At 68.1% G+C, this 16,719-nt stretch carries 6 protein-coding genes (1 of these 6 only partly in view); 1 reads left to right on the top strand and 5 read right to left on the bottom strand.

Translation table 11 applies throughout. The features are described 5' to 3' along the window. Positions 1 to 2 precede the first annotated feature (2 nt). Complete coding sequence (locus tag NP4_RS07555; protein WP_067994077.1) at positions 3 to 476, bottom strand: MarR family winged helix-turn-helix transcriptional regulator; 474 nt, start codon at positions 474 to 476, stop codon at positions 3 to 5. Between the two features lie 107 nt (positions 477 to 583). Between NP4_RS07555 and NP4_RS07550 the strand changes: the two genes are divergently transcribed. Continuing rightward, positions 584 to 1,699, top strand: coding sequence for a GDSL-type esterase/lipase family protein (locus tag NP4_RS07550; RefSeq protein WP_067994073.1), 1,116 nt, complete (start codon positions 584 to 586; stop codon positions 1,697 to 1,699). Between the two features lie 157 nt (positions 1,700 to 1,856). Here NP4_RS07550 and NP4_RS07545 read toward each other — a convergent pair whose 3' ends face one another. From NP4_RS07545 to NP4_RS07530, 4 genes are all read right to left on the bottom strand, one after another. Further along, the gene (locus NP4_RS07545) at positions 1,857 to 3,386 is read right to left on the bottom strand and encodes a hypothetical protein (RefSeq protein ID WP_147287929.1); all 1,530 of its coding nucleotides are present in this window, start codon (positions 3,384 to 3,386) and stop codon (positions 1,857 to 1,859) included. A gap of 32 nt (positions 3,387 to 3,418) precedes the next feature. After that, complete coding sequence (locus tag NP4_RS07540) at positions 3,419 to 4,183, bottom strand: ABC transporter ATP-binding protein (protein ID WP_062509301.1); 765 nt, start codon at positions 4,181 to 4,183, stop codon at positions 3,419 to 3,421. Between the two features lie 124 nt (positions 4,184 to 4,307). Continuing rightward, entirely contained in the window at positions 4,308 to 4,901 is a 594-nt protein-coding gene (locus NP4_RS07535; protein ID WP_067994066.1) for a Uma2 family endonuclease, read from the bottom strand. A gap of 139 nt (positions 4,902 to 5,040) precedes the next feature. Beyond that, a protein-coding gene (locus NP4_RS07530) for a non-ribosomal peptide synthetase (protein WP_067994063.1) crosses the window boundary here: on the bottom strand, positions 5,041 to 16,719 show its 3' portion. The gene runs 31,944 nt beyond the window's last position; only the last 11,679 of its 43,623 coding nucleotides appear in the window; its start codon lies beyond the right edge, outside the window — the gene reads right to left on this strand; its stop codon occupies positions 5,041 to 5,043.

Here is a 16,719-nt window from a genome sequence, read left to right as displayed (position 1 = left end):
ACTCACTCCGAGATCAACGAGGCTTCGGGAAACGAGGCATCGCGGATGATACGCAATGCGGACACCAGGGCGTCGCGTTGTTCGGGGGTCAGCGGTCCGAAGAACCACTGATCGATGACCTCGAGATATTCCGGCAGCACCTTGGCCAGCCGCGCCGCGCCCGCATGCGTGAGCACGGTGTAGGAGCTGCGCCGGTCGGCGGGATCGGGCTCGCGCCGGACGAGACCGTTGCGCTCGAGCCGGTCCACCAGCCGGGTGACGCCGCTGGTCGAAAGTTGCGTCTGGGCAGCGAGATCGGTCATGCGCAGCCGTGTGCCGGGCGAGCGGCTCAGTCGCATGATCGCGATGAAATCCAGCAGCGACAGCCCGTTCGCCGTCCAGGTCGACTCGAGTTTCATCCGAATGCCCCGGCTCGCCTCGAACAGCAGGCCCACATCGGTGAGCCGAGGGTCGTCGAACAGGTCCGCATGCTCCATGCCGCCACCCTAACAAAACATTGCGATGCGGATAGTTGACACGCGGAACATCTGTCGCATACCTTTGCCGCGAGGATATTCCTCAGCGCAACTACTTGGAGGTCGTGATGTCGTCTACCTGGCTGGCAGGGTTTCGCTCCGCGGTGATCAGCCCCTACGAGCAGATCCAGCTCACCCCGCCGCGCGGCTTCGCGAATCAGACCGTGCGCCAGATGCTGCGGATGGCCGGTGGCGGCGAGCGGGTTCGGGTCCGGTTGAGCAATCGCTACGGCCGCGCCCCGCTGACGATCGCGGCCGCGCGGCTGGCGCTGCGCAAGACGGGCGCGGCGATCGTGCCGGAAAGCGATGTGGCCCTGCGGTTCTCAGGTGCGGAATATGTGACGATCGCGGCGGGTGAGGAGATCGTCAGCGATGCGGTCGAGCTGGCGGTCGCCGCCGGGGACGACCTGGCGCTGAGCCTGTATCTGCCGGAATCGACCGGCCTGGCGACGTTCTCGCATCAGGCGATGGCGAATACCTATATCACCGAGGGTGATCGGGTCATCGCCGCCGACCTGCCGGAGGCCGAGGAATCGCAGTCCCGGTTTTTCGTCACCGGGGTCGATGTCTTCGCGCCCGCGGACACCCCGGTCGCGGTGGCCTTCGGCGACTCCTGGTTCGAGGGCACCGGCACGACCGTCGGGGCCGATCACCGCTCGGTCGACTATCTGAACACCCGCGTCGCACACGGTTGGGTCGTCAATCAGGGCATCGGCGGAAACCGCCTGCTCACCGACGAGGTCGGCGAACACGCACTGTCCCGCTTCGACAATGACGCGCTGAATGTGCCCGGGGTGAAGTTCGTCCTGATCAATCTCGGCATCAACGATCTGATCCTGGGCGAGACCGCCGCGATCGACGATCTGATCGCCGCCTATACCGAGTTGGCCGACCGCGCCCATGCCGCGGGCCTACCGATCTACGCCAATACGGTCGGCCCGTTCGCGGGCGTCGTCTACGACGGCGTCGCCGTCGAGACCGGCGTGCCCGCCCGCAACACGATCAACGAATGGCTGCGCACCACAACGATTTTCGATGCCGTCTTCGATGTCGCCGCCGCGGTCGAGGACCCCGCCGCCCCCGACTACATCCACCCCTCCCTGGACTCCGGCGACGGCCTGCACCTCAACGACCGCGGCGCACAAATCATGGCCAACACGATGAATTTCCCCCTCACGCAATAAATTTCGGGCATGGTTCCACAAATTCCCGCCGCCGCGGACATGGGCCCACCAATTTCCCGCCGCCGCGGACATGGGCCCACCAATTTCCCGCCGCCGCGGACATGGGCCCACCAATTTCCCGCCGCCGCGGCCCCCCAGGCCCGCGGCGGCGGGCTCCTCACCGCGGCTTGACCTCGGCCAACAACTCCGGCCCACGGGCCGCCACCCGCTTCTCGACCACCCGCGCCGCGACCACCGCGGCCCCCGCACCGACCGCGATACCCACCGGCACACCCAGCCACTGCACGACCCAATTGTGCAGATAGGAGCCGATTCCCAGCACCACGATCACCGGCGCGCACAGGATGATCTGCCCGAGTCCGACCACGAGTTGCACCAGCGCGCGCGAACAGCCGGGATTGGCCCCGCCGCCGCCGAAGGGGTTACCTCGTTGCTGTGGAAGCGGATACGCCGCGTAGACCGAGAGATAAATGGCGGTGGCGATCCCGACTCCCAGCAGCACCGGCAGGGTCGCCAATCCCCAGGGATAGAGCTTCGACATGCCCACCGCACCCGGCAGGATCAGGGTCAGCAGCAGCCCGAACGGCGCGACGATGATGACCCACGCGAGCATGCGTCCGCGCACATCGGCGCGAATCGCACCGGGAATCACCAGCGTCTGCCAGATCGCGGTGCCGTCGAAGGCGTACATATTGGCGCTGGCCATCGCCGCCATCCACACCACGAACGCGCCCGCGAACGGTAACGCGCCCTGATTGTGCTGCAGTGACAGGAAGATCGGGACCACGATGCCGATCAGCATCAACGGCAGCAGCGCCGCGCGGCGACGGCTGTCGCGCCACCAGGTCCGCAGCTCCTTGATCACGACCGCGCCCAGCGGATCGGCCGGGAACAGCCGATCCAGTACGCCGCCATCGACATTCGTGCGCACCTGCCCGGCCGCGGCCTCGGGCGTGGTCAGTCGTCGGCGCAGCAGCACCGCCCATGCCTGCCACAGCAGCACCGACAGCAGCGCCAGCCCGCCCACGGCCGCCAGACTCCACCACCACTGACCGTTCGCGGCGGCCTCGACCGCGTAGGGGGCCCACCCCGACGGCGGAATCCGCAGCGCCAGCGCCACCGGCCGCGAGGCATGTTCCAGCCGGGGCGCGACGTAGCTGATCAGCAATTGCAGCGGGTAGTACGCCAGACCGGTCATCGCGGCCAGCACCACACCCAGATCCTTACCGCGCCGCGATCGCATGGCCGCGCCGATCCAGGCCAGCAGCACCCGCGACAGCACCACCACGAAAACCAATTGCGCGAATGTGCCCACCACGGCGAAAAGCGCTGGCAGCACGCCGAATTGGGTCCCGAGCAGGATCAGTCCGCCGAAGGCGATCAGATTCACGATCGCCGACGGCCCGGTGAACGCGGCGGCCAGCAGGCCGATCGCGAGCTGCCGATAGCTCAGCGGCAACAGCCGGAAGTGTTCCGGCTGCAGGGTTTCGTCACTGCTGCCGGTGAGGATCGGACCGCAGATCCAGCCGAGGGTCCACACCGCGTACAGCGCGGCGGCGGCATTGGTGGCCGCCCGTGCGTCCCAGGCGAATCCGGCCGCGGCCAGCAGCCCGGCGCTGATGATCGCCGCGATCAGCCCGATCACGACGCCGAGCCAGAACGCCACCGAGGCCCGTCCGCTGCTCATCGAGCGCAGGGTGAGCCGCCATCGCATACGGATCAGGACGCCAACCACGCCAACCCCTCGTCCCCGCCGATCCGGCCGCCGACCAGACGTACGAACGCCTCCTCGAGGGTGCCCTCACCGCGCACCTCGGCGACCGTGCCCGCCGCGACCACCTGCCCGCGATTGATCACCGCCAGCCGATCGCACAGATTCTCCACCAGCGCCATCACATGACTGGAGAGCACCACCGACCCACCGGCCGCCACGAACCGCTGCAGAATCGTGCGAATCGTCCTGGCGGACACCGGATCCACGGCCTCGAGCGGTTCGTCGAGCACCAGCAGCTTCGGCGCGTGCAGCAGCGCGGTCGCGAGCCCGATCTTCTTGCGCATACCCGCGGAATAGTCGACCACCAGTGTGTTCTCCGCACCGTCGAGTTCGAGCACGCTCAGCAGCTCCGCCGCCCGCTCGGCCACGGTCCCCGCCGCCATCCCACGCAAAAGCCCTGTGTAGGTGAGCAATTCCCGCCCCGTGAGCCGCTCGGGCAATGCCAGCCCGTCGGGCAGCACCCCCACAATGGTCTTGGCGTGCACGGGATCCGACCACACATCGAACCCGAAGATCCGAGACTGCCCCGCATCCGGCCGCAACAACCCCACGGCCATCGACAGCGTCGTGGTCTTACCGGCCCCATTGGGCCCGACCAACCCGAAAAACGATCCGGGCGGCACCACCAAACTCACCCCATCGACAACCCAGGGCCCACCGAATCCTTTGTACAACCCGGACAATTCCAAAGCAGGCGCACTATCCGCCATAAAGCCCCTCCTCGACCTGCATCGACATTCGCCCCACCATACGGAATCGCCATCCCACCCCCAGCCGTTAAACCTGCGTGTCGGAGGCACTTCGCCCCCATGGCAGGACAAAGCAGACAAACGGCTAGCGCAACAAAGTGGCCGGATCGATCGTGAACTCGAACGGTGAATGCAGTTTCACCGACTCGCCCGCTCGAATACGGTGCGTCAGCTCATATTCGCCACTTTCGCCGAGTGAGTGGGCGAATAGCACAGGCAGTTGTTCACCGGGCAAGCGCCCTTTGAAGGAGTTGATCTCGATACGCCAATAGTTGGCGATCTTCGCATCGGCATACAACGTGGGCTTGACCAAGCGGTCCATCATCGTGGTCGAGGCCGAGACGATCTCCACAGCCAACAGGATCTGTTCGTCGGCAATACCTCGCGCGTCGAGGTCGACCTCTCCCTTGCCGACTATCAGATCTGGAATCGGTTCGTCATCACCGATCAGTATGCCGACGCCGGGCAGCACCCAAAGGTCCTGCGGTATGGCTGTTGTGACCGCGAGAATCAGTCCGGTCAGCAACACCTGATGGCGTGGCTTCGGTGCTGCGCTCACGATGAGCTGTCCATTGATGACCTCGTACCTGAGTCCGTTTTCGGGCAGGCGATCGAGGTCGGCAGCGGTCCACCGATCAGACGCAGGCAGGAACTCCGACGATGCCTCGGGTGCGGGCATAGCCACGGAAACCACCTCCAACCCCCCTAGCCAGGAAGAACAACATTCTTCGACTTGCTGCACGCAGTCTATACCAGGCCAGGTCGACGCCAAGCCGGTGAGAGGAAGTTATCCACAGCCCCGCACCGGCCCGCACGCCTTACTCCACAACCACGACCCGGATCTCCTCGTCCCCCGAATCCGTCGCCTCTTCTGCCGTGACGAACCAGTGCGTGACCTCACCGTCGCCCAGATCGCCCTCCACATCACCGCTCGGCAGCACCGACAGCGCGCCCGCCGTAGCGCTGGCCAGGAATTCGGCCAGGGCCGCGGGGCCCGTGGCCGCGGTGGTGTACGTGGTCGACTCGTAGTCGATCTCGTTGTCCGTGCGCAGGGATTCGGCTCGGTCGAGGGCCTGGTCCTGGGTGAGGGTGAGCCAGTCGGCGGCGGCGCGCAGGACGAAGGCCGGGTGGTCTTCGTGCAGCGGGCGGACGCGGTCGGCGTAGGAGACCGGATGCGAGGGGGCCGCGGCCAGGTCGGCCTGGACCTTCGGATCCGTGGGGACCAGCCAGCGGACCGACTTGGCGGCCGGTTCCAGCGCGATGCCGAAACCGGCTCCGGCCGAGACGATTTCGCCGAAGGACAGGCCGTCGGCGAACAGCGCCGCGGCGCCCGCCTTCTGAACCGCCCAGAGCGCGACCACCGCGTCCAGCGAGCGCGGCAGCGCGACCGCGACGATATCGCCCGGTCCCACACCCCGATCGATCAGGACCCGCGCCAGCTGCGAGGACCTCGAATCGACCACGTGGTACTGAATTTCGGCGCCGTCGACCAGCAGCGCGGGCGCCTGCGGATCGTCCTCGACGACCTCGCCCAGCGCCTTGGCGACCGTCCGGGCCCCGACCCGCGCGGGTTCGGCCGCGGAATTGCCCGCGCTGACACCGGATTCGGCCAGAATCCGGGCCCGCTCGGCGTGGTCGAGGATATCGATGTCGCCGACCAGCGCGTCCGGATCGCCCACGAGGGCGTCCAGCACCCGCAGCATTCGCGCGGACAGGGTCGCCACCTCGTCGGCGGTGAACCTGCTGCCCAGATACTTCCAGGTCAGCTCGAGCGTGGCCTCCGACATCACCAGCAGGGTCAGCGGGTAGTGCGTGGCGTCGTTGACGCCCACACCGGTCACCGTCATGCCGTCGATGGAGCTCGCGGCGGCGATGGCCTGCTTGTCCATCGGATAGGACTCGAACACCAGCAGGGTGTCGAATTGCGCTCCGGCTCCGGCGATCCGCTGAATATCGGTCAGGCCCACGTAGTGGTGATCGAGCAGATCCGCCTGATCGTGCTGCAACCGCTGCAGCAGCTGACCGACCGAGAGCCGCTCGTCCACCCGCACCCGCACCGGCAGCGTGTTGATGAACAGGCCGACCATCGATTCGACGCCCGGCAGTTCCGCCGGACGACCGGAGACGGTCGCGCCGAACACCACATCGCCGCGGCCGGTGAGCCGTCCGAGCAGAATGCCCCACGCCGCCTGCACCAGCGTGTTCACCGTGACGCCGAGTTCGGCGGCGTGCTTGGTGAGCTGGCGGGTGCGGTCGGCATCGATCTCGGTGACCAGTTTGCCGATCTCGTACTGTTCGGCCGCCCGCGGCTGCGGGGCCAGGGCGGTCGGCTCGTCCACACCGGACAGCGCCTTGGCCCAGGCCCGCAGCGACGCGTCGCGATCGCGCCCGGCCAGCCAGCCGAGGAAGTTGCGATAGGACGCCACCCGCGGCAGCGCGGTCTGATCGCCGCGAACCGCGTACAGCACCAGCATGTCCCGCATGAGCAGCGGCATCGACCAGCCGTCGAGCAGGATGTGGTGGGTCGTGATGCCCAGGTGCCACTGCTGCTCGCCGGTCCGGTAGAGCGTGAACCGCATCAGCGGCGCGGTCGCCATATCGAAGTGGGTCCGGCGATCCACCTCGACCAGTCGCTGCAGTTCCGCGACCCGCCCGGCCTCGGGCAGATGCGTCAGATCCACCTCGCGCCACGGCGCCTCGACCCGGTCGAGCACGACCTGCACGGCGTGGCCGTCGGAATCGGTGACGAAGGCCGTGCGCAGGTTCGGGTAGCGGTCCAGGATGCTCTGGGCCGCCGCGTGCAACCGCCGCACATCCAGCGTGCCGCCGAGATCGACGACCGCCTGCATGGTGTACACGTCGACCGTCGCCTGCGTCATCAGCGCGTGGAACAGCAGACCCGACTGCAGCGGCGACAGCGGCCAGACATCGCCCAGGGCCGGGTAATCCCGTTCCCACACTTCGATATCCGACTGTTCGACCGTGACCAGCGGCAGATCCGACGGCGTCAGACCACCGGCCTCCGGACGCTGCGCGTGCCGGGCCAGGGCGGTCAGCGCGGCCACCCACAGATCGGCGAATTCGGCCACCCGCTCGCGGGTCAGCAGACCCGTCGGGAAGGCGAAGGACGCGCCCAGCTGCGGACCGTCCGTGCCGTCGGTGACGATCGCGTTGATATCGATCGTCGCGTTGGCGGGCATGTCCTGATCCATCTCGGCATCGAGACGACCCAGATCCGCGACGGGCACCCAGCCGACCTCGGCCAGCTGTTCCGGAATCTCACCGGCAGAGACGCGTCCGAGGTAGTTGAAGCTGATCTGCCCCGCGCCACCGAGTTGTCCACCGGTCTCGGCGTTCAGATACCGCAGCAGGCCGTAGCCCAGACCCTTGTCGGGCACCGCGAGCAACTGCTCCTTGACCGATTTCACGATCTCGCCCAGGGCGTCTCCGCCCGCGAACGCCTCGGTGAGATCCGCGCCCGCCAGATCCAGCCGCACCGGGTAGGCGCTGGTGAACCAGCCGACCGTCCGCGACAGATCCGCGCCCGGCACCACCTCTTCCTCGCGGCCGTGACCCTCGAGTTTGACCAGCGTCGCATCACCGAATTCGGCACCGCGCCAACGGCTCACCGCCAGCGCCAGCGCCGAGAGCAGACCGTCGTTGACCCCGCCCCGGTACAGGCCCGGGATCGCGGTCAGCACCGCGTCGGTCACATCGGCCGGAAGGCTCACCTCGACCCGCTCCACGGTCGCGAAGGTGTCGACCGCCGGATCGAATTCGCGCGAGCCGAGCAACGGATCCGGAGTTTCGGTGACCCGCTGCCAGAACGGCAGTTCCGCGATTCGTTCCGCATCGGTGGCCGCATCGGTCAGCGCGTGCGCCCAGCGCCGCATCGAGGTCCCGTTGGCGGGCAACGCGACCGGCTGGCCCGCGACCAGCTGCGACCACGCCACCGCGAGATCCGGGATCAGAATGCGCCACGAGACGCCGTCGACGACGAAGTGGTGAGCCACGACCAGCAGCACATCCCGGCGCTCACCCTCGAAGGCGAACCACACGAACTGCACCATGGCCGCGTTCGCGGGATCCAATCGACCAAGGGCCGCATCGTATTCCGCGCTGGCGAGCCGCGTCAGCTCCTCGTCGGAGATATCGCCCGGCAGCTCGACCCGATGCACCAGGGCATCGATATCGACCGCACCGCGCGCGAGCGCCTCGAAGGCCCAACCCTCGGAGGCGTTGCCCCGCAACCGAGCCCGCAGCACATCGTGGTGATCGAATACCGCGGCAATGGTCCCGACCAGCGTCTCGCGGTCGATCCCCTCGGGCACCCGCAGCTCCATCGACTGCGAGAACCGCTGATAGGTCGACCCGCTCGACAGGATCTGGGTCATGATCGGCGTCATCGGAATCTCGCCGACCCCGCCGCCGGGCAGCTCGGCCAGGCGCTGCTGCTCGGATTCCCCACCGAGGGTGGCGATTTCGGCCAGGGCCGCCACACTGCGCCGCTCGAACACATCGCGCGGGCTGAACACCACACCGCGTGCCTTGGCCCGCGACACCAGCTGGATCGACAGGATCGAATCGCCGCCGAGGGCGAAGAACGAATCGTCCAGGCCGATCTGATCCACGCCGAGCACCTCGGCGAAGACCCCGGCGATGATCGTCTCGACCTCACCGGCGGGCGCGCGGAATTCGCGCGGGGCGAGCTGCGGTTCGGGCAGGGCCTTGCGGTCCAATTTGCCGACCGGGGTCAACGGAATCTCGTCGAGCACCACGATCGCCGACGGCACCATATGCGGCGGCAGCGTGCGCGCCACGAATTCGGTCACCGCCGCGGGATCCACGGCACGATCCTTCGCGCCGAGCACATACGACACCAGAATCGTCGCACCCGCATCGGTCTGGCGACCCATGGTGAAGGCGAAGTCGACATCCGGATGCTTACCGAGCATCGCGTCGATCTCACCGAGTTCGATACGGAAGCCGCGGATCTTCACCTGGAAGTCCGAACGGCCCACGTAATCGAGTTCCCACGGGATCTCCGGCACGGCCAGATTGCCTCGGCGTTCGTCGGCCGCGGCGAACCAGCGCACCACGTCACCGGTCCGGTACATCCGCGCGCCCGGCGCGCCGAACGGGTTGGCGACGAAGCGTTCCGAGCTCAGTCCCGGCCGGTTGTGGTAGCCACGGGCCACCGCGCCACCGGCCAGGTAGAGCTCACCGGCCACACCCGGCGGCACCGGGTTCAGACGGCCGTCCAGCACCAGCGCGGACATGCCGTGCACCGGCGTGCCGATGGTGATGTGGTCACCCGGGAACAGTCGCGCGTAGGAGGAGATGATCGTGGTCTCGGTCGGACCGTAGGCGTTGAAGTACTTGCGGCCCGGCTGCCACTTCGCCAGCAGTTCCGGCGTGGTGACATCGCCACCGACCGAGGTGACCAGCAGCTGCTCCTGACCCGCCGGATCCATCGTGCCCAGTACGGCCGGGGTGATGATGGTGTGCGTGACACCCTCGGTGCGCAGCAGCTCCGCCAGATCCGGACCGCCGATGACCGTGCCGGGCACGATCACCAGCGTCGCGCCGATGTAGAAGGCGCACACCCACTCCAGCACCGACGGGTCGAAGCTGGGCGAGCAGATGTGCAGGAACCGATGATGCGGTTCGAGCCCGTACAGCCCGGTCGCCACGTCCGCCAGACCGCCCAGACCCGCGTGCGTCACGGTGACGCCCTTGGGTTTGCCGGTGGAGCCGGAGGTGTAGATGACATACGCCGGATGCGACAGTCGCAGCGGCGCAAGGCGGTCCGCGTCGGTCACCGGCGCGGCCGACTGCGCCGCGCACAGTTCGTCGGTCGCCGGATCGTCCAGCAGCAGCCATTCGACATCATCGGGCAGGCCGGCGATATGCGCCGATCCGGTGATACCGAGGACCGCCGCGGAGTCGGTGAGCATATGCCGCACCCGATCCTCGGGATAGTTCGGATCGACGGGCACATGCGCGCCACCGGCCTTGGTGATCGCCAGCACGGCCAGCACCATCTCGTAGGAGCGCGGGAACGACACCGCGACCAGCTTCTCCGGCCCGACACCGCGTTCGATCAGCACCCGCGCCAGTCGCGAGGACTGCTCGTCGAGTTCGCCGTAGCTGATCGAACGGCCGTTGTAGCGCACCGCGATTCGATCCCGGCCCAGTCGCAGGCCGTTGCCCATCAGATCCGGCAGCAGACCGGTCGCCATGACCTCGTCGCCGTGCACCTGGGTGAGCAGTTCGCATTCACTCGGCGCGAGCAGCGGCAGATCGCCGACCGGCGCCGTGCGATCGGCGGCGATCGCCTCGAGCAGCCGGGTGAAGCGCTGCGCGAACACCTCGACGGTCGCATCGTCGAACAGGTCACGGGCGAAGGAGAATTCGGCGTACATGCCGGCCTCGGCATCGCCGGATTCCCGCATCGTCAGCGACAGATCGAATTTGGCGATATCGACCTCGAAATCGACCGCCTGCACGCGCAATCCGGGCAGTTCGAACGAGCTCTCCGGCAGATTCTCGAACGACAGCGCCACCTGGAACAGCGGATGCCGCGCGGTGGAGCGTTCCGGCGCGAGCAGATCCACCAGCCGCTCGAACGGAATATCCGCGTGCGCGAACGCCTGCAGATCCGCGTCCCTGGCCTGGGCCAGCAGTTCGTCGAACGACAGATCGCCCCGCACGTGGGTGCGCAGCACCAGCGTGTTGACGAACATGCCGATCAGATCGTCGAGTTCGGCCTCGCCGCGACCCGCGATCGGCGTACCGATCGCGATGTCGTCGGTGCCCGACATGCGCGCCAGGAATACCGCCAGCGCGGTGTGCACGACCATGAACAGCGTGGCGTTGCGCTCGCGGGCGATCCGCTGCAGCGTCTGATGCAGTTCGGTGCCGATCGGGAACACCACCCGGCCACCGGCGAAGGACTGCACCGTCGGACGCGGCCGATCGGTCGGCAGGTTCAGCTCGTCCGGAATTCCGGCCAGCGCCTTGCGCCAGTACTCGGCCTGGGTCGAGAGCAGGCTCTCCGGATCGTCGGACGAGCCGAGCAGATCGCGCTGCCACACCGAGTAATCCGCGTACTGCACCGGCAGCGGCGCCCACGCCGGGGCCTCGCCGGTCGAGCGGGACACGTAGGCCACCATCAGATCCCGCGTCAGCGGGCCCATCGACCAGCCGTCGGCGCTGATGTGATGCGCCACGAACACCAGCACGTGTTCGGTCGGGGTGACCTGGTACAGCCGGATGTGGAACGGGATCTCGGTGGTCACGTCGAATCCGGCCGACACCAACTGGGCCACCTCGGCCAGCACCCGATCCTCGCCGATGCGCACCGGCGTCAGATCCACCGGCACCTCCGCCGGTGAAAGCACCTGCTGCACAGGGCCTTCGGTGGTCTCGGGATACAGGGTCCGCAGAATCTCGTGCCGCGCGACCAGATCGGTCACGGCCTCCTGCAACGCGGCGGCGTCCAGTTCGCCCGACAGCCGGATGGCCACCGGGATGTTCTCCACCGAGGAGGAGGTGTCGAACTGGTTGAGGAACCACATGCGGTGCTGTGCCAGCGACAGCGGGATCCGGTCCGGGCGCGGCCCGGCCACCAGCGGCGGACGGCCGCCGACCCCGGCCTGCTGTTCGGCCTTGGCGGCCAGGCCCGCGACCGTGGACGCCTCGAACAGCGCGCGCACGGGCACGCGGGTGTCGAGCAGCGCGCCGATCCGGGCGGCGACCTGGGTCGCCAGCAGCGAGTTACCGCCGAGGGCGAAGAAGTCGTCGTCCGCGCCGACCCGGTCCACACCGAGCACATCGGCGTACACCGACGCCACGACCTCTTCGATCGGGGTCGAGGGTGCGCGGAAGGCGGTGCTCTCGAATTCGGGCTCCGGCAACGCCTTTCGATCCAGCTTGCCGTTGATATTCAGCGGCAGCGCCTCGAGCACCACGAACGCCGAGGGCACCATGTACGACGGCAGCGCCGCCGCCAGGGCCGACTTCACCCGCGCCACCTCGAGTTCCGCCGCCGCGGGCACCAGGTAGGCGACCAGGCGGTCACCCGTGCGCTCGTCGGCTTTGGCGAGCACCGCGACCTGGGCGATCTCCGGCAGCGCCAGCAGCGCGGCCTCGATCTCACCGAGTTCGATACGGAAGCCACGGATCTTCACCTGGAAGTCGGTGCGGCCCCGGTATTCGAGTTCACCCTCGCGCCATGCCACGAGGTCACCCGTGCGGTACATGCGCGCGCCGACCCCGAAAGGACTTGCCACGAAGCGATCCGCGGTCAGATCCGCGCGGCCGAAGTAACCCCGCGCCAACTGCGCACCCGCCAGATACAGCTCACCGGCCACCCCGTCGGGCACCGGCCGCAGCCGCGAATCCAGCACGTACACCTGGCTGTTCCACTCGGGCGCACCGATCGACACCGACAGCTGGTCGGCCCGGGTGACCTTGTGGCTGGTGATCGAGACCGCGGCCTCGGTCGGACCGTAGAGGTTGTACAGCTCGCCGACATTGTCGCGGCGGAACCGCTGCGCGGTGGCCGCGGGCAGCGCCTCACCGATGGCCAGCACCCGTCGCAGCGAACGCGACAGCACGCCACCGGATTCCACCAGCAGCGAGTCCAGCATGGACGGCACCACGTGCAGCGTGGTCACGACCTCGCGGGCCATGAGCTCGTTCAGATACGCGGGATCACGATGGCCGTCGGCCGTGGCGATCACCAGGCGGCCACCCGATACCGCGGCCGACCAGAACTCCCACACCGACAGGTCGAAGGTCGCCGCGGTCTTCAACAGCACCGCGTCGTCGATGCCCAGACCGAATTCGGCCGTCTTCCACAGCAACTGGTTGACCACCGCGGCATGCGGCACCGCCACACCCTTCGGGCGGCCGGTCGAACCGGAGGTGAAGATCACGTACGCGGTGTTGTCCGGACGCAGCGGCGAGACCCGCTCGGCATCGTCGATCGCGGCCTCGGACAGCTCACCCAGCACCAGCTCGTCGATCCGGATCAGCGGGGCCGCATCGGTGTCGAACTCCGCGGCGGCATTGGTGAGCACGCACACCGGGGCCGCGGTCTCGAGGATGTATCCGGTCCGCTCGGCGGGCTGATCCGGATCCACCGGCACATACGCGCCGCCCGCGGCGGATACCGCGTACATGGCGACCACGAGATCGGTCGATCGCCGGAACGCGAGCGCCACCCGCGACTCCGGACCCACACCCAGCGAGATCAGATGCCGCGCCAGGCGATTGACCCGCCGCGCCAGATCGGTGTAGGTGAGCACCGCGCTGTCGGGGCCGATCAGGGCGACCGCGGTCGGATTCGCCGCGATCGACGCGGCCAGCAGCGAGGCCAGGGTTTGGGTGGTATCGATTCGGCGCGCGGTGGCATTGCGGGACTCGACGATCTCGGTGCGCTCGGCCGGGGCCAGCACCGCGATATCGCCGACGGCCGTGCCCGGCGCGGCGATGATCTCACCGAGCAATCGCGTGAACCGATCCACGAAGCCCTGCACCGTATCCCGATCGAACATATCGGCGGCGTAGGTGAAGAACCCGGTGATGCCCTCGGGCTCCCCGGCCGCGCCGTAGCGGTCGGTCGCGATCAGATGCAGATCGAACTGCGAGATCTGGGTGTCGAAGTCCAGACCCGCCACGGTCAGCCCCGGCAGTTCCAGGCTGGACTGGGCCAGGTTCTGGAAGGACAGGCCGACCTGGAACAGCGGATGCCGCGCGGTGGAACGGACCGGGTTGAGCACCTCGACCAGGCGCTCGAACGGCACATCGGCATTGGCGAACGCCGCGATATCGGTCTCGCGCTGACGCGCCAGCAGTCGAGTGAACGGCTCGTCGGCCGCCACCTCGGTGCGGAACACCAGGGTGTTGACGAACATGCCGATCAGATCGTCGAGCACGGCCTCGCCGCGACCGGCCATCGGCGTACCGATGGCGATGTCGTCGGTGCCCGACAGCCGCGACAGCAGCACGGCCAGCGCGGTGTGCACGACCATGAACAGCGTCGCGCCCTCGGTGCGCGCCAATTCGATCAGCGCCCGATGGGTTTCGGCGTCGATACGCACATCGACCTTGCCACCGGCGAACGACTGCACGGCCGGACGCGGCCGATCCGACGGCAGATCCAACTGATCCGGCAGTCCGGCCAGTGCGGAGGTCCAGTACTCGACCTGCTTGGCGGCCAGCGATTCCGGATCGTCGTCGCTGCCCAGCAGTTCGCGCTGCCAGATCGAGTAGTCGGCGTACTGCACCGCCAGCGGCGCCCAGCCCGGGGCCTCGCCGATCGAACGGGCGGCGTAGGCGGTCATCAGATCGCGCGTCAGCGGACCGACCGACGAACCGTCGCCGGAGATGTGGTGTACCACCATCGCCAGCACGTATTCGCTTGCCGCGCCCTCGATTTCGAACAGCGCGATCCTGACCGGCACCGCGGCGGTGACGTCGAAGATCGTATTGGTCAGCTCGACCACCGCGGCCTCGATACCGTCCAGCGCCACGGTCCGCAGTTCCAGCTCCGGAACCGACTCGGCCGCGGGCAGGATCACCTGGACCGCGCCGTCCTCGGTCTGCGGGTAGATCGTGCGCAGGATCTCGTGGCGCGCCACCAGATCCGCGATCGCCGCCCGCAGCGCGGCCACGTCGAGGCTGCCGGTCAACCGCACCGCGATCGGCACGTTGTAGGCCGCCGACTGGGTATCGAACCGGTTGAGGAACCACATGCGCTGCTGTGCCAGCGACAGCGGAATCCGCTCCGGCCGCGGACCGGCCGTGAGCGCCTTGCGCCCACCGGCGCCCGCGTGCTGTTCGACCCGAACCGCGAGCGCCGCGACCGTGGCCGCCTCGAACATCAGGCGCACCGGCACCCGGGTGTTGAGCGCCTCGCCCAGCCGCGCCGCGACCTGCGTCGCCAGCAGCGAATTGCCGCCGAAGGCGAAGAAGTCGTCGTCGCGGCCGACCGAACCGGCATCCAGCCGCAGCACCTCGGCGAAGGTATTCGCCACGATCTGCTCGATCGGCGTGACCGGCGCGCGGAACACCGCCTTCTCGAATACCGGCTCGGGCAGCGCCTTGCGGTCCAGCTTGCCATTGGCGTTGAGCGGCAACGCGTCCAGCCGCATGAACAGCGACGGCACCATGTACGACGGCAGCCGCGCCGCCAGTGCCGACTGCAGGGCCTGGGAGTCCAGCTCACCGGAATCGGTGACGACGTAGGCCACCAGGCGGTCGCCGGTGTGCGGATCGCTGTGCGCCACAACGGCCGTCGCGACAATGCCGTCCTGGTGCAGCAGCGCCGACTCGATCTCGCCGAGTTCGATGCGGAAGCCGCGGATCTTCACCTGGAAGTCGGTACGACCGCGGTACTCCAGCTCACCGGCGGCATTCCAGGCGACCAGGTCACCGGTGCGGTACATACGAGAACCCTCGTTGTCTCCCGCGACCCCGAAGGGGTTGGCCACGAACCGATCCGCGGTCAGATCCGCCCGACCGAAGTACCCGCGCGCCAACTGCGCACCGGCCAGGTACAGCTCACCGGAGACGCCCACCGGAACCGGCCGCAACCGCGAATCCAGCACGTACACCCGGCTGTTCCACTCCGGTGCGCCGATCGACACCGACGTCTGATCGGCCTCGGTGACCCGATGGCTGGTGATCGACACCGCGGCCTCGGTCGGACCGTAGAGGTTGAACAGTTCGGTGCGCGGATGCTCACGCAGCACGCGCTGGGCCAGCGCGGCCGGCAGGGCCTCACCGATGGCGAGGATGCGCCACAGCGAATCCGACAGTCCGGCGGTGACCAACGCGTCGAGCATCGACGGCACCACGTGCAGCGTGGTCACCCACTCGCGGTTCATGAGCTCGTTCAGATACGTCGGATCCCGGTGCCCCTCGGGCGCGGCGATGACCATCCGGCCGCCACACGCCACACCGGACCAGAACTCCCAGACCGACAGGTCGAAGGTGGCGGCGGTCTTGAGCAGTACCGCGTCGGCCGGATCGAGGCCGAATTCGGCCACCTTCCAACGCAACTGGTTCACGATCGCGCCGTGCGGCACCGCCACGCCCTTCGGGCGGCCGGTGGAACCGGATGTGAAGATCACATACGCGGTGCTGTCCGGGCCGAATTCGCGCACCAGCTCGTCGGCGGTGAGCGCGGCGGCGGAGTAGGCCGACAGTTCCAGCTCATCGATCCGAACCACCGGTCCGTGCTCGAATTCCTCGGCGGCCGTGGTCAATACGCGAACCGGCGCGGCGGTCTCGAGGATGTACTCGACACGATCGGCGGGCTGGGCGGGGTCGATCGGCACATAGGCCGCACCCGTCCGGGCCACCGCGTACATCGCGACCACCAGGTCCACCGAGCGCCGAATGGCCAGGGCCACTCGGTCCTCCGCGCCCACGCCGAGTTCGATCAGGTACCGCGCGAGGCGGTTCACCCGGGCGTCGAGTTCGGC

The organism is Nocardia pseudobrasiliensis NBRC 108224 (assembly GCF_001613105.1).
Classification (GTDB): domain Bacteria; phylum Actinomycetota; class Actinomycetes; order Mycobacteriales; family Mycobacteriaceae; genus Nocardia; species Nocardia pseudobrasiliensis.
Note: the sequence above shows the minus strand (reverse complement) of the source record. Positions and strands in the feature narration are given on the sequence as shown.

Bases quoted from the DNA above. Each gene is read 5' to 3' on its own strand.
- NP4_RS07540 (WP_062509301.1), bottom strand. From the start codon at position 4,183: ATGGCGGATAGTGCGCCTGCTTTGGAATTGTCCGGGTTGTACAAAGGA.
- NP4_RS07555 (WP_067994077.1), bottom strand. From the start codon at position 476: ATGGAGCATGCGGACCTGTTCGACGACCCTCGGCTCACCGATGTGGGC.
- NP4_RS07550 (WP_067994073.1), top strand. From the start codon at position 584: ATGTCGTCTACCTGGCTGGCAGGGTTTCGCTCCGCGGTGATCAGCCCC.
- NP4_RS07535 (WP_067994066.1), bottom strand. From the start codon at position 4,901: ATGCCCGCACCCGAGGCATCGTCGGAGTTCCTGCCTGCGTCTGATCGG.
- NP4_RS07545 (WP_147287929.1), bottom strand. From the start codon at position 3,386: ATGAGCAGCGGACGGGCCTCGGTGGCGTTCTGGCTCGGCGTCGTGATC.